Origin of the sequence: Pseudomonas sp. ML2-2023-6 (assembly GCF_037055265.1) — a bacterium.
In the GTDB taxonomy this organism is placed as follows: Bacteria; Pseudomonadota; Gammaproteobacteria; order Pseudomonadales; family Pseudomonadaceae; genus Aquipseudomonas; species Aquipseudomonas kulmbachensis.
In genome coordinates this window covers 4,333,708-4,357,717 of sequence record NZ_CP146347.1, presented here as the reverse complement: position 1 = coordinate 4,357,717, position 24,010 = coordinate 4,333,708, and the positions used below count along the sequence as shown (strand labels likewise).

Sequence of the window (24,010 nt, the reverse complement as noted above, 5' to 3'; positions counted from 1 at the left end):
TGGGCGTTACTGTACATCGCTATAGCGATAGGCCAATACGGAATTTTGGACAATAAGATGTAGGGGAATACGAAGGGGGGCGTCATCCTTGACGCAGCACGATTTTAGTGTTTTTGCGAGTGATTCTCAAGTGCTAAATTGCCATTACGGCCATAGTCCAGGACTTCAGGCTTCCGTTTCCCGATGTTCTTTTGCTATCATCGCCAACATCGTAGCGGTCACCGAAAAAAACCGACCGCACACCAGACTTCATTAGCCTGAAGCACGCAGAGCCAGAAAACTGGCCGCAAAAAAAAGACCCGGCCAGAAGCCGGGTCAAATAACCGTGATTAGCCTGATGAGGAGCTAATTCAAAAGACCGACCTAAGGTCCTTTGAATTATCGACTGATCTCGCGACCAGCTGCATGCAATAGTAATCATTATCATTTGCAAAGCAAGTTTTTTCCGCGCTATCTGGAAAATAATTTTCCATTCCTTGGCCCAGGCTTCTATCCCGCGGCCTGTACTGTTAGCCCAACAGCAACTCAGTGGTGCGCTTGACCTCGCTCATGGCGATATTCGAGTGGGCTTCCTGAACGTGTGGCTTCTGCAGCAAGTGATCGCGCAAAAAGCGTTCATAACTGTCGATGTCATGGGTGACCACCTTCAGCAGGTAGTCCATATCGCCTGCCATCGTGTAGCACTCGATCACTTCGGGGTAATCGGTAATCGCCTCTTCAAACTCCGTCAAATGACGTCGCCCGTGGCCTGACAGCCGCACATTGACGAAAACAACGATATTGAGCCCGAGTTTTTTCGGATTGAGCAGGGCGACCTTGCGCTCGATCAAGCCTTCCTCTTGCAGTCGATGGATCCGTCGCCAGCAGGGCGACTGTGACAACTCCACGTGTTCCGCCACCTCGGCGGCAGACAGGTCGGCATTATGTTGCAGCAGGCGGAGAATCTTGCGGTCGATGGCGCTTAATTTAATCTGCATGAATTGATCTGATTTCTTATTTTTTTTGAATGACACATGCAGATTAGCAGAACATTTCCTGCAATTTAGAAAGAAAATTCCTAGGTAAAACCTTCACTCTTTGGCTGCGCACCCATGCGTCGGGTCAGATACTGACTTTGCGGTCTGACACGCTTCCAGGGCCAAGAACAAGAGAGAGAATGTAATGCCGATATTTGCTCATCCCGAATTCGATCACCACGAACAAGTCCAGTTCTGTCACGACAAATCGACTGGCCTCAAGGCCATTATTGCAGTGCACAACACGCGCCTTGGCCCTGCTTTGGGTGGCTGCCGCATGTGGCCCTATGCCGACGAACAGCAAGCCTTGAACGACGTGCTGCGCCTGTCTCGCGGCATGACGTACAAATCGGCGCTGGCCGGCTTGCCGCTAGGCGGCGGCAAGGCGGTGATCATTGGCGATCCGCGCAAAGACAAGAGCGAAGCGTTGTTTCAGGCCATGGGCGGGTTTGTCGAGAGCATGGGCGGGCGTTACATCACGGCTGCAGACTCGGGCACCGGTGTCGCTGAAATGGCCCTGATGGGCCAGCGCACTCACCACGTGGTGGGGGCTGGCACGCGTGAGCAACTGGGCGGAGGCACGCGCAGTGGTGATCCGTCACCGGCGACGGCCCTTGGCGTGTTTATCGGCTTGCGCGAGGCAGTCTTGCAGCGTCTGGGTCGCAGCGACCTGGCAGGCTTGCGGGTGGCCGTTCAGGGCCTTGGGCAAGTCGGTTTCAACCTTGCCCGGCAGTTGAAAGAGGCGGGTGCTGAACTGTGGGTACACGATATTCAGGACGCTAACGTCAGGCGCGCAGTCGATGAACTGGGCGCCCATGCGGTCAGTGCACAAGATATTTACGGGCTGGATGTCGATGTATTTTCACCGTGCGCGATGGGCGCCATCATCAATGATGAAACCTTGCAGTTACTGCGTGCCCCGGTGATTGCCGGGGCGGCGAATAACCAATTGGCCAAAGCCTCTCATGCCGATGAGTTGTGGCGTCGTGGCTGCTTGCATGCCCCAGACTATGCAATCAATGCAGGCGGCATTATTGACGTGTCCTACGAGTACAACGGCGGCACGCCCGAACAGGTTCGCCAGCACGTAGAAGGCATTGGTGAGACTTTGCGCCAGATCTTCCTGAGGGCCAAGGCACAGGATCGCAACACCACGAGCATTGCCGACAGCCTTGCACAAGAGCGTCTTAACGCTTGATAGAAAAGGCGTTGGGGTTCGATCGGGCAGCCAGCGCCTTTTTCCACTTCAGCGGGCAGACAGCTGTTGCACGTCAATGGCCCTGTCCACCAATTGCTTGGACGATTCCATAAAGAACAGGATGCTCATCAGAAGATCACGTTGAGAACCCTGCTGATGCTCGGCAGCGCCTTGAGCACTGGCAATTGCACATCGCAGATAGTCCGATGCATGCACCAGAGCTTCCTCTTGGCTCACGTCTTCGCTGACCAGGAACATTTTTTTTTCGAGACCCTGCTGAGAAACAGATGGTTTCAAATAATAGTCGAGCGCACGTTGGGTTGCGGCGCTGTCCCTTAAGGATTCGAGCTCATTATCAGGCTCTGTTTTCAGCGCAATTTTTGTTATTGGAGTCATGATTTACCTGCGTTTCAGGAGTTAATCGAATCAGCAGGACAAGACTAGTACAAATAGTATTTGTTAATCGATTATAAATAATACAATGTGTGTATTGTTGCGCTGAATTCAATCCGTATTGTTCGGCAGATGGATAAATGGATCGCTTTAGTCAGAACCAAATTGCGCGAGCTGAAACTCACGCAAGAAAAACTAGCCGAACGCGTCGGGGCATCCCAGGGCGGAGTCGGTCATTGGCTCAATAAACGCCGTCAACCCGACCTGCCGACGATGAACAACGTGCTGCATGCCCTTGGGCTTGAGCACCTTGAAGTCGCCCTGGTGATTCGTGAGCGCCATGATGCAGGTGATACACCTGGTCCTGACGAATACGCCTATGAGATCACGTCAGCTTTCCGCTATCCGGTGAGAGACTGGGTGACGGCGGGTCAGGTCAGCGAGAAGGTGCAGCCTGGTTATGCGCCGCCCGGTACGATCTTTGAAGTCAGCGATCATTACGCCAAAGGGGCAGCGTTCTGGCTGCAGGTGACCGGTGATGCCATGACTGCTCCGATGGGTGTCAGCATCGCGCAAGGGATGATGATTCTGGTTGATCCGGATATCGAAGCCACGCCAGGCAGAATGGTGATTGCCCTTACACCTGAATCCGAGGCGACGACGTTCCGGCAGTTGATCGAAGAAAGTGGTCAACGCTATCTGAAGCCGCTGAACCCAACGTATCCCAAAACATTGTTCGATGACCGCTGCCGGATTATCGGAGTGGTAGTCCAGGCCACAGCCAAGTTCTAGACGCGTTTCAGATGCTGTAAAAAAGGCGGATACCGATCACGGTATCCGCCTTTTCTCATTCCAGCTCAACCAGCGCCGAGCCTTCACTGACCATCTCGCCTTCCTGGAAGAACAGGGCTTTCACCACCCCCCCATGGGGGGCGCGCAGGCTGTGTTCCATCTTCATGGCTTCGAGTACCACCAGTTGCGTGCCAGCCTCGACAGTTTGACCGACCTCAACCAGTACCCGCACGATGCTGCCGTTCATGGGGGCAGTCAGGCCGCCCTGGGCCGTGTGACTGGCACTCACGGCGCTGATCGGATCGTGCAGGCGCACGCAGTGCAACTCACCTTCCCAGCGTAGGTACAGCGCGTCAGCGCGGCGAATGGCCAAGTGCTGGCGCCGTACTCCGTCCTGTTCGATGACTAACTGTTCATCACGCAAGATGGCTGTATTGCCACTGAGGTGGATGACCTGTTGTTCGCCATTACAAGCCAATGCCAGCAACGTGTGTGCAGGCAAACCGCTGCGAAAGCCGTTGTTTGCGGACCAGGGTGACGCCGGGTCATCGTCCCGTACCAGTGGGGCCTGGCTCTGATTGAAGGCTTCGGCGGCTGCCGACCAGAAGGCAGCAGGCAGAGGCTCGGCAGCAGGCAGTAATTGTTCTTCGTAGCGCGGGATAAACCCGGTATCGAGTTCGGCTGCGGCGAAGGCGGGGTGGCCGATGATGCGTCGCAAAAAGCTCAGGTTGGTTTTCAGACCGCCGATGGCGAACTCATCGAGCATCGCCAGTAGGCGCAGGCGGGCCTGTTCGCGGTCCTCTCCCCAGGCAATCAGCTTGCCCAGCATCGGATCGTAAAACGGTGAAACCTCGTCGCCTTCACTGACCCCACTGTCCACGCGCCTGCCCGGGCCGGCAGCTGATTCGCGGTACACCTCAAGACGCCCGGTTTGCGGGAGAAAATCATGGCTCGGGTCTTCAGCGTACAAACGCACTTCGATGGCGTGGCCGCGCAAGGGCACTTGTGCCTGGGTGATGGGCAAGGCCTCACCGCATGCCACGCGGATTTGCCAGGCCACCAGGTCCAGCCCAGTAATGGCTTCGGTGACCGGGTGTTCAACCTGCAGGCGCGTGTTCATCTCCATAAAGAAGAATTCGCCTCGCGCATCCAGCAAAAACTCCACGGTGCCCGCGCCAACGTAGCCGATCGCCTGTGCCGCGCGCACGGCGGATTCGCCCATGGCTTGGCGCTGTTCGACACTCAGGCCCGGTGCTGGTGCTTCTTCCACGACTTTCTGGTGGCGGCGCTGAATCGAGCAATCGCGCTCATTGAGGTACAGGCAGTTGCCGTGCTGGTCGGCAAATATCTGGATCTCCACATGACGCGGCTTGAGCACGTACTTCTCGACCAGCATCCGTGCGTCGCCAAAGGAGGACAGTGCCTCGCGCTGAGCCGAAGCCAGCGCCTCAGCCAGTTGGCTGACCTCTTCGACCACTTTCATGCCTTTGCCGCCACCGCCCGCCGTGGCTTTGAGCAGCACCGGGTAGCCGATGCGCTCTGCGGCGAGGCGGAAGATTTCCAGGTCTTGAGCTTCGCCGTGGTAGCCAGGCACCAACGGTACGCCTGCGACTTCCATCAAGGCCTTGGCCGCGGATTTGCTGCCCATCGCATCAATCGCGCTGGCGGGGGGGCCAAGGAAAATCAGCCCGGCGGCCTCAATGGCGCGCGCGAAGCCTGCGTTTTCCGACAAAAAACCGTAACCGGGGTGAATGGCCTGCGCACCGCTGGCCTTGGCGGCAGCGATGATTTTGTCGATCTTCAGGTAGCTGTCGGCGGCTTTGCTACCGCCCAGGTCCACACAGATATCGGCTTCGCGACAATGCCGTGCATCGCGGTCGGTTGCGCTGTGTACGGCGACGGTGGTGAGGCCCAGCGCTTTGGCCGTGCGCATCACCCGGCAGGCGATCTCGCCGCGGTTAGCCACCAGCACGGAAGTAAGAAGAGGGGCGGTCATGAGCGCGGCTCCTGAGTCGATGAATCGGCTTGCCAGCTGGGTGCACGCTTCTGCAGAAAGGCGCGCAAGCCTTCCTGGCCTTCAGGACTGACCCGAATCCGTGCAATGGCGTTTTCACAGTAGCGACGGATGGCCAGAGTTGGCGCGCCATGACTGACTTCGCGCAGCAGATCCTTGCAGGAACGCATGGCTTGTGGGCTGTTGAGCAGCAAGTTGTCGACCCAATGGGCGATGTGCTGTTCAAGCTCTGCGAGGGGGTAGCACTCGGACAGCAAGCCCAGTTCACGGGCACGCTCGCCGCTGAAGCGTTCAGCGGTCAGGGCGTAGCGCCGGGCTGCGCGCTCACCGATGGCCTGCACCACAAAGGGACTGATTACAGCGGGTGCCAGGCCGATACGGACTTCGGACAAGCAAAACTGCGCATCCTGCGCGCCGATGGCCATGTCGCAGGCACTGATCAGGCCCAGTGCGCCACCGTAGGCTGCGCCTTGCACGACGGCCAGGGTCGGCATTTTCAGCTTGGCCAGGTTGTACATCAGTTCGGCCAGATGGCGGGCGTCGTCGAGATTGGTGTGGTAGTCGAGTTCGGCCGATTGTTGCATCCAGGCCAGATCGGCACCGGCACTGAAATGCTTGCCGCGCCCGCGCAGTACCAGAAAACGCATGGCTGGATCCGCTTGCACGGCCTCCAGAGCAAGGATCAACTCGCGGATCATCTCGGCGTTAAAGGCATTGTTCTTCTGCTCGCGGCTCAACCACAGGGTGGCAAAGCCCCGGGGATCGGTGTGCAGTTCGAGGGTGTTGAAATCGATCATGTTCTTCAGTCCTGAAAGGCTGTGGGAGTTACATCCGGAACACACCGAAACGGGTGGCTTCGATAGGTGCGTTCAACGCCGCCGACAAACCCAGCGCCAATACGTCGCGGGTTTGCGCCGGGTCGATCACGCCGTCATCCCACAAGCGAGCACTGGAATAGTAGGGGTGGCCCTGGTGTTCGTACTGGTCGAGGATCGGTTGTTTGATCTCGGCTTCTTCGCGGGCTGAAAACGCGACGCCGTTGCGTTCTGCCTGCTCGCGCTTGACCTGCACCAGCACGCCTGCCGCCTGTTCGGCGCCCATCACGCCAATTCGGGCGTTGGGCCACATCCACAAAAAGCGTGGATCGTAGGCCCGGCCGCACATGCCGTAGTTACCAGCGCCAAAACTGCCACCGATGATTACGGTGAATTTCGGCACTTTGGCGCACGCCACAGCGGTGACCAATTTGGCGCCGTGCTTGGCAATGCCACCGGCTTCGTACTTTTGGCCGACCATAAAACCGGTGATGTTTTGCAGAAACACCAAGGGAATACCGCGCTGGCACGCCAGCTCGATAAAGTGCGCGCCTTTTTGTGCCGCTTCGGCGAACAGAATTCCGTTGTTGGCCAGGATCGCTACCGGGTAACCGTGCAAATGCGCAAAGCCGCACACCAGCGTGGTGCCGAACAGGGCTTTGAATTCATCGAACACCGAACCGTCCACCAGCCGCGCAATGACTTCGCGCACATCAAAGGGCTGTTTGGCATCTGCCGGGACGATGCCATACAACTCGTCACGGCCATACAGCGGTGCCAGCGGTGTGCGCTGCTGCAACTGGCCCAACTTGCGCCAGTTGAGGTTAGCCACGCTGCGCCGAGCCAGTGCCAGCGCATGCTCGTCACTGTCGGCGTAATGGTCGGCCACTCCCGAAATCTTGCAGTGCACATCGGCACCGCCCAGGTCTTCGGCACTGACCACCTCGCCGGTGGCGGCCTTTACCAGTGGCGGACCAGCAAGAAAGATTGTCGCTTGCTGGCGCACCATGATGGCTTCGTCGGCCATGGCGGGCACATAGGCACCACCAGCGGTACACGAACCCATGACCACGGCAATTTGCGGGATGCCCGCCGCGCTCATGTTGGCTTGATTGAAGAAGATTCGCCCAAAGTGCTCGCGGTCCGGGAACACTTCATCCTGACGTGGCAGGTTGGCGCCGCCGGAGTCCACCAGATAGATGCACGGCAAGCGGTTTTGCTCGGCAATAGTCTGTGCCCGGAGGTGTTTTTTCACCGTCAGCGGGTAGTACGAACCACCTTTGACCGTGGCATCGTTGGCCACAATCATGCATTCCACGCCTTCGACCCGACCAATACCGGCGATTATCCCGGCAGCCGGAACGTCTTCGCCGTACACGCCGTAAGCCGCCAGCTGACTCAACTCCAGGAAGGGTGAGCCGCAGTCCAGCAGGCGATCAATGCGCTCGCGTGGCAGTAGCTTGCCGCGTGAAGTGTGACGCTCCTGGGCCTTGGCCCCACCGCCCTGTTGTACCTGCTCGAGCAGGGTGTGCAAGGCTGCCACCTGCTTGAGCATGGCGTCGCGGTTGACACCGAACTCGGCCGAGCGCGGGTTGATCGTCGTATGCAAGATGGACATGCCTACGCTCCTTAGCGAGTTTCGTTGAAGAGTTCGCGACCAATCAGCATGCGTCGGATTTCGCTGGTGCCAGCTCCGATCTCATACAGCTTGGCGTCACGCAACAGGCGTCCGGCCGGAAATTCATTGATATAACCGTTGCCACCCAGAATCTGGATCGCGTCGAGGGCCATCTGGGTGGCGCGTTCGGCGCTGTACAAAATCACCCCGGCGGCGTCCTTGCGCGTGGTTTCACCACGCTCGCACGCGGCTGCGACGGCATACAGATAGGCGCGGCTGGCGTTGAGCTGGGTGTACATGTCAGCCACCTTGCCCTGGATCAGTTGAAACTCGCCGATGCTCTGGCCGAACTGTTTGCGGTCGTGGATGTACGGCACGATCAAATCCATGCAGGCCTGCATGATTCCGGTAGGGCCGCCCGACAGCACCACGCGCTCGTAGTCCAGGCCACTCATCAACACCTTGACCCCGGCGTTGAGGGTGCCCAGCAGGTTCTCTTCTGGCACTTCAACATCGTCGAAAAACAGTTCGCTGGTATTGGACCCGCGCATGCCGAGCTTGTCGAAATGGCTGCTGCGGCTGAAGCCTTTCCAGTCGCGCTCAACGATAAATGCGCTGATGCCGTGGGCGCCCTTTTCCAGATCGGTCTTGGCGTAGATCACATAGGTGCTGGCATCAGGGCCGTTGGTGATCCAGGTCTTGCTGCCGTTGAGGACGTAATGGTCGCCGCGCTTGTCGGCCCGCAGTTTCATCGACACCACATCGGAACCGGCGTTGGGTTCGCTCATGGCCAATGCGCCAACGTGTTCGCCGCTGATCAGCTTGGGCAAGTATTTGAGTTTTTGTTCGTGGCTGCCGTTGCGGTTGATCTGATTGACGCAGAGGTTGGAGTGAGCGCCGTAGGAGAGGGCGACCGAGGCTGAGCCGCGGCTGATTTCTTCCATCGCCACCACGTGCGCCAAATAGCTCAGACCGGTGCCGCCGTATTCTTCCGGAACGGTGATGCCGAGCAACCCCATGTCACCGAACTTGCGCCACATGTCGGCGGGGAACAGATTGTCCTTGTCGATTTGCGCCGCACGTGGCGCCAGTTCGGCAGCGACGAAGGCCTGGACCTGATCGCGCAGCATGTCGATGGTTTCGCCCAGGGCGAAGTTCAAAGTCGGGTAGCTCATGGGGCACCTTGATCGTTGTTCTTGTGGAGGCGGTTACTACGTCGCCATTGATAACCTTGACGTTAACGTAAACTTGGCCTGTAAAACTGTCAACGACCTTTACGTTAACGTCAACTTCAGCCAGAGTAATTGCTGTTCTTCAATTGAGAGGGCGCCGCTACGCGCTTTACTCATGCTCCCAAAACAATCACAAGAGGAGTTGTCATGAAGCTGCAATCCAACCCCAGTTACAGCCAGGGTGCGCAGGACAAGCCACTGCTGGCGATGACCATAGGACAGGCTTTCGATCAGACCGTTGCGCGCTATCCCGAGGGCGAAGCGCTGGTGGTACGGCATCAACAGCAACGCTACACCTGGGCCCAGTTGGCGCGAGCGGTCGATGTGCATGCCAGAGCGTTGCTGGCCTTGGGTTTGCAAGTGGGGGACCGACTAGGGGTGTGGGCTCCTAACGGTGCCGAGTGGTTTATCAGCCAGTTTGCCAGCGCCAGGATTGGCGTGATTCTGGTCAACATCAACCCCGCATACCGGCTCTCTGAGCTGGAATACGTGCTTAAGCAATCGGGGTGTCAGTGGCTGGTTTGCGCGGGTGCGTTCAAGACCTCCAACTACCACGCCATGCTCCAGGAACTCATTCCCGAACTGGCCGAACAATCGATCGGGGCGCTTGATTGCCCACGCTTTGCCGAGCTGCGCGGGGTTATCAGCCTTGCTCCTGAGCCGCCTGCTGGCTTCCTGCCCTGGTCACAACTAGCCCCGCTGGCTGACGGGGTTACGGTTGACCAACTGCATGCCCGCCAGGCCAGCCTGCACTTCGATCAGCCGGTAAACATTCAGTACACCTCGGGCACTACGGGCTTTCCCAAGGGCGCGACCCTTAGCCATCACAATATTCTCAACAATGGCTACATGGTCGGTGAAAGTCTGGGGCTGACGGCCAATGACCGGCTGGTAATCCCGGTGCCGCTGTATCACTGCTTTGGCATGGTGATGGGCAATCTGGGTTGCGTGACCCACGGCACGACGATGATCTACCCCAGTGAAGCCTTTGATCCTGGCCTGACGCTGCAAGCGGTGGCCGAGGAGCGGGCTACCGGGCTGTACGGCGTGCCAACCATGTTTATCGCCATGCTTGATCATCCGCAGCGTGCCGGCTTTGATCTGTCGAGCCTGCGTACCGGAATCATGGCCGGGGCCACGTGCCCGATCGAGATCATGCGTCGGGTCATCAGCGAAATGCATATGGGTGAGGTACAAATTGCCTATGGCATGACCGAAACCAGCCCGGTCTCGATACAAACGGGTCCTGCGGATGAGTTGGAGTTACGTGTTACCACTGTGGGGCGTACCCAGCCACAGCTGGAGAGCAAGCTGATCGATGCGCAAGGCAACACCGTTGCACGCGGTGAGATTGGTGAGCTCTGTACGCGGGGTTACAGCGTGATGCTGGGTTACTGGAGCAACCCGCAGGCGACTCGCGAGGCCATCGACAGCGAAGGCTGGATGCATACCGGGGATTTGGCGCAGATGGATGAGCAGGGCTATGTGCGCATCGTGGGGCGTAACAAGGACATGATTATTCGCGGTGGTGAAAATATTTACCCGCGTGAGCTGGAAGAGTTCTTTTTTACCCATCCGGCCGTGGCTGACGTGCAGATCGTGGGCATCCCGGATGCCAAATACGGCGAAGAGATTGTTGCCTGGATCAAATTCCACCCAGGCCACACGGCTAATGAGCTGGAGTTGCAAACCTGGTGCAAGTCACGCATTGCGCACTTTAAAACGCCGCGTTACTTCAAGTTTGTGGAGACCTTTCCCATGACGGTGACTGGCAAGATCCAGAAGTTCAAAATGCGCGAGATCAGCATTCAGGAGTGTGCAAAACGCTAAGGCACTATTTGTTTTTTTGTGGGAGCGGGCTTGCTCGCGATGCAGTCGCTGCGGTTTATCAGGTAAACCGAGGTGAAGGCCATCGCGAGCAGGCTCGCTCCCACATGAGTGGCATGTGATTTGGCAAAATATCAAATCCCGGACAACACAAAGGGGAGCCTGGGCTCCCCTTTAATATGTCGTTGCATGCTCTTTTTTTATTATTGAAGGGCGGTTTATTGTTGTTTTTGGAACTCACCCTTTGCTGCGTTTTTTTGCGACCCCCATCCGGGGTCAAGAGCAAACGTATTTTTTTGAGCGCTGATCCACTTTTATCACTGGCTATCAAACCTGTGATCCAACCTGTGCGGGTGCTACCTGAAGGTAGTTTTATTATTCTCTGCCCGGTTGCGAGGTGGCTTTTAGGCGCCTCGGAAAAGTAAACCTTCTCCAAAAAAATCTGTTAGCTGCGTCTCTGCCGTGTTGTTTTTGTTATGTCAGAGTCGTTTCGTATTGTTTTTATTATGTTGCTGCGGTTTTTATTCTTGTTATGCCATAGAGATAGCAGGAGCCGTGCCAACTTTTGAAAACCCTTATAAATCAACGGTTTATGATTTTTGGCAATAAAAAACCGGCCATAGGTATGGCCGGTTTGTTTCCGTGTTACTCGTTTGTGGGAACACGAGGTAACACCATGGAACACTTTTTAGCCCTGGCGGGCCTTTGCTACCCGTGACCCGGTAACACGGCCCAGCACGTTGCAGATGTGTTCACCGGCCAGTAACAGCTTGTCCATGTCGATCCCGGTTTCGATGCCCATGCCGTTGAGCATGTACAGCACATCTTCTGTGGCCACGTTACCGCTGGCGCCCTTGGCATAAGGGCAGCCGCCGAGGCCGGCAATCGAGCTGTCGAACACCGCGATGCCTTCCTGCAGGCTGGCGTAGATATTCACCAGTGCCTGGCCGTAGGTATCGTGGAAATGCCCGGCGAGTTTTTCCCGAGGTACGTAAGCGGTTACTGCCTCAAACATCTCTCGCGTGGCCGTAGGTGTTCCGGTGCCAATGGTGTCGCCCAGCGAAACTTCGTAACAGCCCATGGCGTACAGCTCTTTTGCTACCTGCGCGACCTGCTGCGCGCTGACCTGACCTTCATAGGGGCAGCCGAGCACACAGGACACATAGCCGCGTACGCTGATGCCGTGCTGTTGGGCGGCTTCGATGATGGGCACAAAGCGCGCCAGGCTTTCGCTGATCGAGCAGTTGATATTGCGTTGCGAGAACGCTTCGGATGCCGCGGCAAATACCGCGACCTCTTTTACGCCTGCCGCCACGGCATCTTCAAACCCGCGCATGTTTGGTGCCAGTGCACCGTAGACCACCCCCGGCTTGCGCTGGATTTGCGCAAAGACCTCAGCTGAACCGGCCATTTGCGGCACCCACTTGGGCGATACAAAACTGCCGACCTCGATATAGCCCAGCCCGGCGTCGGTCAGGGCATCAACCAATTGCACCTTGTCGGCGACGCTGATGGGTTGAGCCTCATTTTGCAGACCGTCGCGGGGGCCAACTTCGATCAAGCGCACATAGGTTGGAAGTGTCATGGGGATTCACCGTATCTGTGTGGGGATACCCTGTGGGAGCGGGTATCAGCGTCTAATTGGTCGCCTGGCTGCTAATGGTCTGTTCCAGCGCCTGGATACAGCGTTCCTCGGCGGTATCCAGTTCCAGCTGCATTTGCTGGATATCCAGTAACTGCTGCTCCAACTGCTCGCGGCGTTCGGCGATTTTGCCCAGCATGCTGTTGAGCTGCTTTTGATTGCCGCTGGTGGGGTCGTAAAGTTCGATCAGCTCGCGGCATTCGGCCAGTGAGAAACCGATGCGCTTGCCGCGCAGGATCAATTTCAGGCTTACCTTGTCCCGTGGCGAATACACCCGCTCCTGGCCGCGTCGCTCGGGGGCGAGCAAACCTTGTTCTTCATAAAAACGAATGGCACGGGTGGTGATGTCGAGCTCGCGGGCAAGGTCGGAAATACTGTACGTCTGGCTGCTCATGGGCGGGCTCTGGAAGAATCGTGCTCTTAAACTAATGGCTGCTTGACGTATACGTCAAGCAAGCTCGCAGCTTCGGATTTCACTTGCTGTTGGCACAGCTCGATCAGTTGCTCACGCATCCAGCGATTGGCCGGGTCTTGCTCGGTGCTTTCGTGCCAATACAAGTGGGTTTCCACGTTGGGCAACTCATTGAGCGGCAATGGCACAAAGTGCAGGGCATGGCGCCGGGCAAAACGTTCGGGCACGGTCATGACCATGTCGGTTTGTTGCAGCACATTGGAGGCCATCAGGTAATGCTGGGAGCGCAGGGTGATCTTGCGTTGCAGGCCCATTTTTCCCAGTGCCAGGTCTACTTCACCCAGGCCATTGCGCCGGGTCGAAATATGAATATGGGTCAGTGCTAGGTACTCATCCAGGCTCAGGGTCGCGTTGCTGGCTAATGGATGGCCTTGGCGCATGGCGCAGACATAGCGGTCTTCCATCAACTTGATATGGCGCACTTGCGGGTCGGTATTGAGTGGCGCATCCACCGCAAAATCCAGCCGTCCTGCCGCCAGATCACTGGTGGTCTCACGTCGATGGGAGAGAAAGCTCTCGACCACCACTGATGGCGCCTGACGCCGCAAGCGCTGAAATAACGGCGGCAAAATCACCGCTTCGGTCAGGTCAGTCATGCTGATACGGTAGGTCTTGTTGGCTTGCAGGGGGTTGAAGGTGCGGCTTTCCTGAACGGATACGCGCAACAGCGCGAGGGCACTGCGCACCGGGCTGATGATGTTTTGTGCCATTGGCGTCGGCACCATGCCCTGGGCGGTACGGACGAACAGCGGGTCGTTGAAACTCTCGCGCAATCGCGCCAGTGCATTGGACACGGCTGGTTGCGTGATGCCGATGATTTGCCCGGCGCGGGTCAGGTTGGCTTCGGTGTAGATGGCGTCGAAGACGATAAACAGATTGAGATCAACCTTGTTCAGGTTCATGGCACGTGACTCTTGTTGTTAGTTATAGGGCTGCGGGTGAATCATATATTGCTTATGAATGGTAATACACGCTGTTAATAGGTGGCGCAAATAAAGGCGGGCTGATCTAGCATCGGGCATCAGTATTTTTCGACATTCCCGGTAGAAGGTAGCCACCCATGGATTTCGCTTATTCCCCGAAAGTTCAGGTACTGCGCGAGCGTGTGACAGCGTTTATGGACGCCTATGTTTACCCGGCGGAAGCGATCTTCGATCAGCAGGTGGCTGAAGGCGATCGCTGGCAGCCGACAGCGATCATGCAAGAGCTGAAACTCAAGGCCCAGGCTGAAGGCCTGTGGAACCTGTTCTTGCCCGAGTCCGAACTGGGTGCCGGGTTAACCAATCTGGAATACGCGCCTCTGGCGGAAATCATGGGCCGCTCGATGCTGGGTTCGGAGCCGTTCAATTGCTCGGCGCCCGACACCGGCAATATGGAGGTGCTGGTGCGTTACGCCAGCGAGGCGCAAAAACAACAGTGGCTGGCACCACTGCTGCGGGGCGAAATACGCTCGGCGTTCGCGATGACCGAGCCGGATGTGGCCTCATCGGATGCAACCAATATGGCTGCCCGTGCTGTGCGTGAGGGTGAAGAATGGGTGATCAATGGCCGTAAATGGTGGACGTCCGGCGCCTGTGACCCGCGCTGCAAAATTCTGATTTTCATGGGGTTGAGCAATCCCGAAAACCCGCGTCATCAGCAGCACTCGATGATCCTGGTGCCCATCGACACGCCGGGGGTGAAAATCGTACGGCCATTGCCGGTGTTCGGTTATGACGATGCGCCCCACGGGCATGCCGAAGTACTGTTCGATAATGTGCGAGTGCCCTACGAAAATGTCTTGCTGGGCGAAGGGCGCGGTTTTGAAATTGCTCAAGGCCGCCTTGGGCCGGGGCGAATCCACCACTGCATGCGCTCTGTTGGCATGGCCGAGCGGGCATTGGAATTGATGTGTAAACGCTCGTTGGGGCGCACCGCGTTCGGCAAACCGCTGGCACGTCTGGGGGCCAATATCGACAAAATCGCCGACTCGCGGATGGAGATCGACATGGCGCGGCTGTTGACGCTTAAAGCCGCGTACATGATGGACACCGTGGGTAACAAGGTGGCGAAAAGTGAAATCGCCCAGATCAAGGTCATCGCCCCGAACGTTGCGTTGAAAGTGATTGATCGGGCAATTCAGATTCATGGCGGGGCAGGGGTGTCGGGGGATTTTCCGCTGGCTTATATGTACGCCATGCAGCGCACGCTGCGCCTGGCCGATGGCCCGGATGAAGTACACCGGGCAGCGGTGGGCAAGTTTGAGCTGGACAAATATGTGGAGTGACGGGCTTTGATCCTGTGCAGTCAATACACCCACACCTCAACCCGGCGGTTCTTGAGGCGGCCTTCATCTTCGGTGTTGGCCGCTACCGGCATTTGTGCGCCGTAGCCGCGAATCTCGCGCAATACCACGCCATTTTTAACCAGCTCGCGGCGTACAGCCATTGCCCGCAATTTCGACAGCAGTTGTGCTCGCTCCGGGTCATCCTTGGCATCGCCAAAACCTACCAGCGTTACCTGTTTGTTGAGCTTGCCGGTGGCGGTCAGGTACTCGACGACCCGCAACAAGTCCTGGCGTGCCTTGTTATCCAGCGAGGCACTGCCTTCTTCAAAACGAAAGTTGACTGACAGGCGCTGCGCTTCTCTGGCCAGGGTTTGGTAGTCCAGAGGCATATGTGCACCGGGAAGCACACTGCCTGCCTGTACGCTTTGGGCGACAAAACCGTTTTGTGCAACGATGGCCTGGCCTTGAGGGCTTTGGGTAAAGGTAATCAACGCCTTGGCCCAGGGATTGTTCGTAGAGGGTGGCAGGTAAAAGAACAGTCGCCGCGACAAGGGGTAATCCTCGCTGGCGATCAGACTGGTAAGCGGCAGCATCGGTTGCGATGCGCCATCGATGATGGCTACTGCTTTGGCCTCGCGGATATAAGGCAGGCCGATAAAACCAATGGCTTGCGGATCGTGGCTGACCGCATCCGACAGCTGCTCGCTGGATTCAAAGCGTTTCGCGGTGCTGCTCAAGGGGTGCTCGCTGCGGTTCAAGACCAGCTCCTTGAAGATTTCCCAGGTGCCGGATTGATTATCGCGAGCATATAAATGGATGGCGCCGCCGATGCCGCCCAGTTGTTCCCAGCGGTTGATCTGGCCGCTGAAAATCTGTGCCAGCTGTTCGGTGTTGAGTTGATTGAGCGGGTTGCGTGGGTGAAGAATAATCGCCAGCCCGTCGATGGCAATTACCTGCTCGGCGTCAGGGCTTTTCAGGTCACCCAAGCGTTCGAGGTCGACCAGCTCACGGTCCTTGATTGGTCGCGATGAGGCCACCAGATCCGCCTGCCCAGAGGCAAGTGCAGCGAAACCGGTCCCCGAGCCGTGTGCAGCAACATCCACGCGGATCTGCTGACCTTGCGCGTTGGTGCCGACAATACTGTGTTCGTTGGGAGGGACGACGGGGACGCTATGGATGTCATGCAGCCCTTGCTCGGCCAGCATGGCCGCCACCAGCGCCGGGCCGAGGTTGGCGCCGATAGTGTTGGAACCCTGTATGTGCAAGTCGGCAGCAATGACCAGGCTGGTCATGGTGCAGAACAGGGTCAACGACATAAAGCGCAGCATCAGCGGGCACCTTCCTGGGGGCCATAGAAGTGCATGCAATTTAAGTCAGAAAAGTTGCAAGCCGATGACACGGTTTCCTGTAGCCGCTGCCGGAGGAACGAGGCTGCGTTCGGCGAAGGAGTCGTCGCAAATCAGGCGCCTCAATGTGACAGACAAATTGAGTGCTCAGGTTTCACGACGGATACGCCGCCGAACGCAGCCCCGCTGCGCTCCTCAGCGGCTACAGGCCACTCAGCTCAATTCCAGCCAGATCGGTGCATGGTCTGATGGTTTTTCCATGCCGCGCAGGTCGTAGTCGACTCCCGCCGCCTTGATCCGTGGCACCAGCCCCTCGGAGGCGAGGATCACGTCAATCCGCAGGCCGCGCTTGGGCTCGTCTTCAAAACCGCGGCTGCGGTAGTCGAACCAGCTGAAGCGGTCGGCCACGTCCGGGTGCAGATAACGGAAGCTGTCTACCAGCCCCCAGCCCTTTAGGCGTTCCAGCCACTCGCGCTCTTCCGGCAAAAAGCTGCACTTGCCGGTTTTCAGCCAGCGCTTGGCGTTGTCCGGGCCGATGCCGATGTCGCAGTCCTGTGGGGAAATATTGATATCACCCATCACCACCAGCGGTTGTTCGTTGCTGAACTGGCTTTCGAGCAACTGCTGCAGGTCGCTGTAAAAACGCTGCTTGGCCGGAAACTTGGTAGGGTGGTCGCGGCTTTCGCCCTGTGGGAAGTAACCGTTCATGATGGTCACGGGCTGGCCGTTTTCGTCGGCGAAAGTGCCCCAGATAAAACGCCGTTGCGCATCTTCTTCGTCGCTGGCGAAACCTTTATGCAGTTCCAGCGGCGCCTGGCGCGAGAGCAGGGCGACACCGTAATGGCCTTTTTGGCCATGAAAGTGCACGTGATAACCCAGCGCTTCGATGTCGGCGAGGGGGAACTGGTCGTCATGGACTTTGGTTTCTTGCAGGCCGATCACGTCTGGCTGATGTTTTTCGATCAGGGCTGCCAGTTGATGCGGCCGAGCGCGCAGGCCATTGATGTTGAATGAAACGATTTTCATGGGCGGGCAGTCCTGAGCAAAACTGCGATGCTAGCGGACTGACGCGTCAGCGGCCAGTGTGCAGTAGGTCAAATGCACTGCTAACGTAGGATGCACTTGGCCATGATTGAACTGTTGTGGCACTCGGGGGTTCGTACGCATTAGAAGCGCTGCCATGCAGGCCGCGCCCGGGAGATTTATCGCATGACGCAAACGTCGAACGCCAGCAGTCAGATTCAGATGCTCGACAGCGGCTATTCAAGAGAAGCGCGCTCTTTGCTGTATCAGGCCTATCGCCATGAGCCGACGTTCCGCTTTCTGTTTAACGCGAACCGCAGTGGTTACGAACAGCGGGTCAGGGCCACGGTGCGCGAGCTGGTCAAGCAGCATTTCCTGCAGGATTTGCCCGCGTTGGGGTTGCTGGTCAATGACCGGTTGTTGGGTGTTGCCTTGATTGCGCCGCCGCAAAGGCGCCTGGGCATCACTGAAAGTTGGGCATGGCAGTTGCGTATGCTGCTCAGTACCGGTTTGAGCTGTACGCGGCGCTATCTGGATTATCACCAAGCGGTACAGGCCTGCGTCCCGGGCGATGCAGTCCACATGTTGCCGTTGTTGGGGATTCATCCTGAATTTCAGGGGTTGCACTATGGCGAGCAGTTGCTGGAAGCCGTGCATAACTGGTGTGCCGAAGACGAACATTCCGAAGGCGTGGTGCTCGACACCGGGAACCCGCACTATCTGGAGTTCTACAAGCGTCAGGGTTATGTGGAAATAGGTGAGGTAGCGGTCGGACCTGTTGTGGAGCATGTGTTCTTTCATGCCAATCCACAGGTTTCACGCGTAGACGAAGCTTAAAATCCAGTTTCTGCCCATTGACGCGCTCTATGCGCACCCTAGCCCGTGATAGCATTCGCGCCTATGAAGTATCCAGGAAGATTTACCAGTGGTGTTGTCCTGCTGTTCAGCAGTTTTGCGGCGTTTGCCCAAAGCGAGCTGGTGGTCAAGGTCAACCCGGCAAACGATGCCCTCAAGGCCAACGTGGAAGGTTATATCGGCAGCCTCGACGATCGCGACGAGAAAGCGTTGCTGCGCTTCAAGCGTGGTGCGCAAGAGCAGGCCCTTAAAGCATCCCAGGCCTTGGGTTACTACCAGCCCAGCATAGAAGCCGAGGTTGAGCCCGGTGCCAAACCGCGTCTGGTGTTGCGCATTGATCCCGGCGAACCGGTGCATCTGCGCAACGTCAATGTGCGCGTCGAAGGCCCGGCCGCCTCGCTCAAGGCGTTTCAAATCCCGGCCAGTGATGATCTGAAACCGGGTGCGGTGCTTAATCAGGGCAACTACGAAGACGCCAAGCGGATGATTCAAAACCGGGCCCTGCGGTACGGTTTTTTCAACGGCAAATTTACTCGGCACGAACTGCTGGTCGACCCTAAAGGCGGTTTTGCAGACATCGATCTGGTCTACGAAAGCGGACCGCGTTTCCTCCTTGGCAAAGTCAGTTTTGCCGGCGATGCACCTTTTGACCAAACCCTGTTGCAACGCATGGTGCCTTTTACTCCGGACACCCCTTACGACTCGGAGCTGGTTGCAGAGCTCAATCAAAACCTGCAAAGCAGTGGTTATTTTGAAGTCGTGCGTGTCGATGCCGCACCGAGTACCGCTGTAGGGCAAGTAATTCCGGTCGACGTTGATCTGGAAACCCGCAAGCCGCGCACCATGACCCTTGGCCTTGGTTTTTCGACCGACACCGGTGCCCGTGGCAAGGCTAGCTGGATGCGTCACTGGGGCAACCCGCGGGGCGATAGCTATGGTTTCGAATCTGAAATTTCCCAGCCCAAGCAAAACGTCGGCGCCTGGTATGACATCCCGCTGGATCCGCCGCTGACCGACAAGCTGCGTCTTGCCGCGGGTTATCAAAATGAAGAAATCGCCAACACCGATACCTTGAGCAAGTTGCTCACGGTTGGCCCCGAGTGGCACAGCAAACTGGACAACGGCTGGACGCGAGTCGTGTCGCTCAAGTGGCAGCACGAGGAATATCGCCTGGGCGATGACTCTGGCCTCAGTACCCTGCTGATGCCAGGCGTCAGCTATTCGGTATTGCGCAGCGATAACCGTATCGATCCCAGCCACGGTTATAGCGTGACCACGGATATGCAAGTGGCCAAGGAAGGATTGTTGTCCGATACCAACCTGTTCCATGGTGATGTGAAGCTCAAGGCGCTGACCACCTTGTGGGACAAGCACCGCTTTTTGGGGCGGATTCAGTTTGGCGGCAGTGCCACCAATGGCTACCAATCGATTCCGCCATCCTTGCGCTTCTTTGCCGGTGGCGACCAGAGCGTGCGTGGCTATGACTACCAGACCCTGTCGCCGAAAAATTCGGAAGGTGATCGCATCGGCGGGCGTTACATGCTGGCTGGCAGCCTTGAGTATCAATATCAGTTCGCTGACAAATGGCGCTGGGCGACTTTTGTCGACCAGGGCAACGCATTCAATACGCTGGACTTTCCGAGCCTGAAAACCGGGGTCGGTGTGGGTATTCGCTGGATTTCTCCGGTTGGCCCGATACGCCTCGATCTGGCCCATGCGCTGGATGACGATGGCGGTGTTCGTTTGCACTTCTCGATGGGGCCAGAACTGTGATTCGTGGTTTGAAAATAGCCGGTCTGGTGTTGTTGGCGTTGGTGCTGCTGGTGGTTGTCAGCGTGGGCGTTATTCTCGGGACGCAGGCGGGCAGCCGCTGGGTGCTGGGGCAAGTGCCGGGCTTGCAAGTGGACAACTTCGCCGGGCGCCTGGGTGGCCAATGGGGTGCCGATCATCTGTTGTGGGAGCAAGGTACCAGTCGGGTCGAGGTGAGCAGGCCGATCTTTGCCTGGTCGCCGGGCTGCCTGATGCGCATGACTCTGTGTATTGATCAATTGCAGGCCGAGCAAATCAGCCTGCAATTTCCCCCGAGTGAGGACAGCATTAGCGGTCCGATCAGCCTGCCGGAGTTGAAATTGCCGCTGGCGATTGAGGTTGGAGTGGTCAAAGTCGGCAATGTGCTGTTCAACGGCATCGAACAACTCAAAGGCATGCAGATGTCGGCGCAGTGGACCGCCAAGGGTTTGCAGATCGACTCGGTGCATGTCGAGCGCGAAGACCTGAACGTTGAACTGTCCGGGTTGTTGCAACCCAATGGCGACTGGCCATTGACCTTGCAAGGCAATATCAGCCTGCCAGCACCGGGTGAAAAAACCTTGGCGCTGGCGCTCAAGGTTGAAGGTAGTGTGCGCACTACGCTGAACCTTACGGCCGACAGCAGCGGTTACCTTAACGCGCATCTGACGGGTGAAATTCAGCCGTTGGCGGATAACTTCCCGGCGCAGTTGAAAATTACCGCCGAGCCGTTCAAGGCCAGTCCGGATCTGCCGGATACCTTGCAGCTCAATCAGTTGCTGCTCACGGCTAAGGGCAATCTCAAAGACGGTTATGAATTGAATGGCAGCGCCACTCTGCCAGCTGAAAAAGAGCCAGTGAATCTGCTGCTCAAAGGTCGGGTAGATGCCAAGGGCGCGCAAATCGCAGCACTGGATTTGACGGCCAACCCGCAGCAGCGCTTGAAACTGTCGGGGCAAGTGGACTGGCAGGAAGGTTTGAGTGCCGAAGCCAAAATCGACTGGCTGGAATTCCCCTGGCACAACCTGTACCCGGTGATCGACAAGCCCGATGTGGACTTGCGTACCTTTGTTGGTGAAGTGTCCTACAGAGATGGCAATTATCTGGGCAACTTCAAGGCTGACCTCGACGGTCCAGCAGGCAAGTTCAGCCTCAGCAGCCCATTCAGTGGCGATCTGGGCAAGATATTCCTGCCGCAGCTCAAGCTGGTGGCCGGGCAGGGCAAGGCCGAAGGGCACGTCAATCTGCAGTTCGCCGACGGCCTGGTGTGGGACACGGCACTGGATTTGAGTGCAATCAACCCAGCGTACTGGGTGGCCGAGTTGCCGGGTACGTTGGCAGGGCCATTGCGCAGCAAGGGCTCATTCAAAAATGAGCGTCTTGAGCTGGATGCCAACCTCGACCTTAAAGGCCGTTTGCGCGGCCAGCCAGCGGTATTGCAAGCCAAGGCTGCAGGCGCAGGTGAGGCCTGGACTGTCAGTGCGCTGGACATTCGCCTGGGTGATAACCGAATCAATGGCAGCGCCAGTTTGCAGCAGCAACTCAAGGCCCAGCTTGATCTGAACATGCCGCGTCTGGGGCAACTGTGGCCCGAACTGCGCGGCCAGCTCAAAGGCCGGGTCGACCTGGCCGGGACGCTCAACGCGCCGCAAGGCAAGGTGCAGCTCAACGGCCAACAGCTGGCATTTGCCGATAATCATCTGCAAAGCCTGAGCCTGGATGCCAGTCTTGATCGTAATCAACGTGGTCGCTTTGACCTCAAAGGCAGCGGGATTCAGGCCGGTGACACTCAGCTTGGCGTACTCACTGCCAACGGCAGTGGCGATATCAAGCGCCAGCAGTTGAAGCTGGCGTTGCAAGGGCCGTTGCTGCAACTGGGCCTGGCGCTGGAGGGTGGCCTGGATAAAGACAATTGGCGTGGACGATTGGTCAGCGGTGACGTCAAGGCTGGCGGGCAGGACTGGGTGTTGCAAAACCCGGCGCGCCTGGAACGCCTGGCCGATGGCCGGGTCAATCTGGGCGCACAGTGCTGGATCTCTGGTCCGGCCAGTTTGTGCAGCGAAGAGCAACGCCTGGCGCCGGATCCCAAGTTGCGCTTGCACCTCAAGCAGTTTCCGCTCGACAGCCTGGCGCAGTGGCTGCCCAAGGATTTCCAATGGCAAGGCCAGCTCAATGCTGACCTGATGCTCGACCTGCCAGCCAGCGGGCCCAAAGGCCAGATAGTGGTGGATGCCAGTGGCGGCACGTTGCGCTTCAAGGACAAGGGCCAGTGGCTGGACTTCCCGTATCAGGCGTTCAAGCTGACCAGCAATCTGACGCCCAACCGGGTCGACTCCAGGCTCGATTTCGACGGTGGCAAGCTGGGGCAACTGATGCTGGCGGCGCGAATCAACCCGCTGCCAAAAAGCAAACCGATCACCGGTGAGTTCCGCCTGAGCGGGTTGGATGTGTCGATGATTCGTCCATTTGCGCCAATGGTGGAAAAACTCACCGGCCAATTGAACGGCTCGGGCACGATTTCCGGCGCGTTGCTGGCGCCTCATATCAACGGCAATGTGGCTCTGACTGGCGGCGAAATTTCAGGCCCGCAGTTGCCAACCAGTTTCGAGAATCTGCAACTTTCGGTAGCCATCAACGGTGAAACTGCACTGTTGAATGGTGGCTGGACCAGTGGCCCTCAAGGGCAGGGCAGCATCAGCGGCAATCTCGCCTGGGGCCAGGCTATGGCGGTCAACGTGCTGGTCAAGGGCAACAATTTGCCGGTTACGGTGGAGCCCTACGCCAAGCTTGAAGTCGCCCCCGACCTGAAGATCTCCCTGAATGCCGATAACACCTTGTTGATCGCCGGTCGGGTGAACGTTCCCAAAGGTGAAATCGTTGTTCGCGAGTTGCCGCCTTCGACGGTCAAGGTCTCGGATGACACGGTGATCGTGGGCCAGCAAACGACGGATGAGGCGCCGCCGATGCAGGTTGATATGGACATCACGGTGGTGGTGGGGCAGGAGTTGCTGACGTTCTCGGGCTTCGGCCTGAACGCTGACCTGGCCGGGCAGGTGCATATCGGCAACAACATGGATACCCGTGGCGAGTTACGGTTGAACAATGGCCGCTACCGGGCCTATGGCCAGAAGTTGACCATCCGCCGGGCGCGTTTGTTGTTTGCCGGGCCCATTGACCAGCCGTATCTGGACATCGAAGCGATTCGCCAGACCGACGATGTTATCGCCGGGATTCGCCTGACAGGCAGTGCGGAACAGCCCACCACGCAAATCTTCTCGGAACCGGCCATGAGCCAGGAGCAGGCGCTGTCCTACCTGATTCTGGGGCGACCGCTGACGGGGACTGGTGAAGATGAAAACATGCTGGCGCAAGCGGCACTGGGCCTGGGGTTGATGGGCAGTTCGGGGATCACCACCAGCCTGGCCAATCACCTGGGGATCAAGGACTTTGAACTCGACACCCAAGGCAGCGGCAACAGCACGGCAGTGGTGGCCAGTGGCAAGATCAACGAGCGCTTGAGCGTGCGTTACGGGGTTGGCGTATTTGAACCTGCCAGTACCATTGCCCTGCGTTACAAACTGAGCAAACGGGTGTATGTCGAAGTGGCCAGCGGCTTTGCGAGTTCGCTGGATATCTTCTACAAACGGGATTTTTAACCTGGGGTGAAATCCTGCGGCAGCGGTTACAGAGATACTTCAGCCGTGGGAGCGAGC

General features: G+C 57.7%; 18 protein-coding genes. 7 read left to right on the top strand and 11 right to left on the bottom strand.

Annotation, left to right across the window (positions count from 1 at the left end):
• Nucleotides 1-509: 509 nt before the first annotated feature.
• Complete coding sequence (locus tag V6L79_RS20275) at nt 510-977, bottom strand: Lrp/AsnC family transcriptional regulator (protein ID WP_261739128.1); 468 nt, start codon at nt 975-977, stop codon at nt 510-512.
• Between the two features lie 184 nt (nt 978-1,161).
• Here V6L79_RS20275 and V6L79_RS20270 point away from each other — a divergent pair, with 184 nt between their 5' ends.
• On the top strand, nt 1,162-2,214 hold the full coding sequence (locus V6L79_RS20270) for a Glu/Leu/Phe/Val dehydrogenase dimerization domain-containing protein (protein ID WP_338579409.1): 1,053 nt from the start codon (nt 1,162-1,164) through the stop codon (nt 2,212-2,214).
• 48 nt (nt 2,215-2,262) lie between these two features.
• On the opposite strand, the gene V6L79_RS20265 is transcribed toward V6L79_RS20270, so the two are convergent.
• Complete coding sequence (locus tag V6L79_RS20265; RefSeq protein WP_261739126.1) at nt 2,263-2,610, bottom strand: DUF6124 family protein; 348 nt, start codon at nt 2,608-2,610, stop codon at nt 2,263-2,265.
• A gap of 129 nt (nt 2,611-2,739) precedes the next feature.
• Here V6L79_RS20265 and V6L79_RS20260 point away from each other — a divergent pair, with 129 nt between their 5' ends.
• Complete coding sequence (locus V6L79_RS20260) at nt 2,740-3,399, top strand: LexA family transcriptional regulator (RefSeq protein WP_261739125.1); 660 nt, start codon at nt 2,740-2,742, stop codon at nt 3,397-3,399.
• A 55-nt stretch (nt 3,400-3,454) separates the two neighbouring features.
• Here V6L79_RS20260 and V6L79_RS20255 read toward each other — a convergent pair whose 3' ends face one another.
• The 4 genes from V6L79_RS20255 to V6L79_RS20240 are packed head-to-tail and all read right to left on the bottom strand — an operon-like array spanning nt 3,455 to nt 9,021.
• Nucleotides 3,455-5,395: an acetyl/propionyl/methylcrotonyl-CoA carboxylase subunit alpha gene (locus V6L79_RS20255; RefSeq protein ID WP_338579407.1), complete on the bottom strand. Its 1,941-nt coding sequence runs from the start codon at nt 5,393-5,395 to the stop codon at nt 3,455-3,457.
• The gene (locus V6L79_RS20250; RefSeq protein ID WP_261739123.1) at nt 5,392-6,210 is read right to left on the bottom strand and encodes a gamma-carboxygeranoyl-CoA hydratase; all 819 of its coding nucleotides are present in this window, start codon (nt 6,208-6,210) and stop codon (nt 5,392-5,394) included. Before V6L79_RS20250 ends, V6L79_RS20255 begins: the two co-directional genes overlap by 4 nt.
• Nucleotides 6,211-6,238: 28 nt before the next feature.
• Nucleotides 6,239-7,846: a carboxyl transferase domain-containing protein gene (locus V6L79_RS20245; RefSeq protein WP_338579406.1), complete on the bottom strand. Its 1,608-nt coding sequence runs from the start codon at nt 7,844-7,846 to the stop codon at nt 6,239-6,241.
• An 11-nt stretch (nt 7,847-7,857) separates the two neighbouring features.
• Nucleotides 7,858-9,021 (bottom strand): isovaleryl-CoA dehydrogenase, encoded by a 1,164-nt coding sequence (locus V6L79_RS20240; protein WP_261739121.1) that lies wholly within the window; start codon nt 9,019-9,021, stop codon nt 7,858-7,860.
• Nucleotides 9,022-9,225: 204 nt separating this feature from the next.
• On the opposite strand from V6L79_RS20240, the gene V6L79_RS20235 reads away from it, so the two are divergent.
• Complete coding sequence (locus V6L79_RS20235; protein ID WP_338579405.1) at nt 9,226-10,908, top strand: AMP-binding protein; 1,683 nt, start codon at nt 9,226-9,228, stop codon at nt 10,906-10,908.
• Nucleotides 10,909-11,593: 685 nt separating this feature from the next.
• Here V6L79_RS20235 and V6L79_RS20230 read toward each other — a convergent pair.
• The 3 genes from V6L79_RS20230 to V6L79_RS20220 are packed head-to-tail and all read right to left on the bottom strand — an operon-like array spanning nt 11,594 to nt 13,921.
• On the bottom strand, nt 11,594-12,490 hold the full coding sequence (locus V6L79_RS20230) for a hydroxymethylglutaryl-CoA lyase (protein WP_338579404.1): 897 nt from the start codon (nt 12,488-12,490) through the stop codon (nt 11,594-11,596).
• A 52-nt stretch (nt 12,491-12,542) separates the two neighbouring features.
• On the bottom strand, nt 12,543-12,941 hold the full coding sequence (locus tag V6L79_RS20225) for a MerR family DNA-binding transcriptional regulator (RefSeq protein ID WP_261739118.1): 399 nt from the start codon (nt 12,939-12,941) through the stop codon (nt 12,543-12,545).
• Nucleotides 12,942-12,967: 26 nt separating this feature from the next.
• Nucleotides 12,968-13,921: a LysR family transcriptional regulator gene (locus V6L79_RS20220; protein ID WP_261739117.1), complete on the bottom strand. Its 954-nt coding sequence runs from the start codon at nt 13,919-13,921 to the stop codon at nt 12,968-12,970.
• Between the two features lie 158 nt (nt 13,922-14,079).
• Between V6L79_RS20220 and V6L79_RS20215 the strand changes: the two genes are divergently transcribed.
• A complete protein-coding gene (locus V6L79_RS20215) occupies nt 14,080-15,285 on the top strand; it encodes an acyl-CoA dehydrogenase (RefSeq protein ID WP_261739116.1) in 1,206 nt (401 codons plus the stop codon).
• Between the two features lie 20 nt (nt 15,286-15,305).
• On the opposite strand, the gene V6L79_RS20210 is transcribed toward V6L79_RS20215, so the two are convergent.
• A complete protein-coding gene (locus V6L79_RS20210; protein WP_261742468.1) occupies nt 15,306-16,601 on the bottom strand; it encodes a phosphate ABC transporter substrate-binding/OmpA family protein in 1,296 nt (431 codons plus the stop codon).
• Nucleotides 16,602-16,844: 243 nt separating this feature from the next.
• Nucleotides 16,845-17,657 (bottom strand): exodeoxyribonuclease III, encoded by an 813-nt coding sequence (gene xthA / locus V6L79_RS20205; protein ID WP_261739115.1) that lies wholly within the window; start codon nt 17,655-17,657, stop codon nt 16,845-16,847.
• Between the two features lie 183 nt (nt 17,658-17,840).
• Here xthA and V6L79_RS20200 point away from each other — a divergent pair, with 183 nt between their 5' ends.
• The 3 genes from V6L79_RS20200 to V6L79_RS20190 all read left to right on the top strand — a co-directional run bounded on the left by V6L79_RS20200 (nt 17,841) and on the right by V6L79_RS20190 (nt 23,953).
• Entirely contained in the window at nt 17,841-18,491 is a 651-nt protein-coding gene (locus V6L79_RS20200) for a GNAT family N-acetyltransferase (RefSeq protein WP_261739114.1), read from the top strand.
• A gap of 63 nt (nt 18,492-18,554) precedes the next feature.
• Nucleotides 18,555-20,282, top strand: a complete 1,728-nt coding sequence (locus tag V6L79_RS20195; protein ID WP_261739113.1) for an autotransporter assembly complex family protein — start codon at nt 18,555-18,557, stop codon at nt 20,280-20,282.
• Nucleotides 20,279-23,953, top strand: a complete 3,675-nt coding sequence (locus tag V6L79_RS20190; RefSeq protein WP_338579403.1) for a translocation/assembly module TamB domain-containing protein — start codon at nt 20,279-20,281, stop codon at nt 23,951-23,953. Before V6L79_RS20195 ends, V6L79_RS20190 begins: the two co-directional genes overlap by 4 nt.
• The last annotated feature ends 57 nt before the right edge of the window (nt 23,954-24,010 follow it).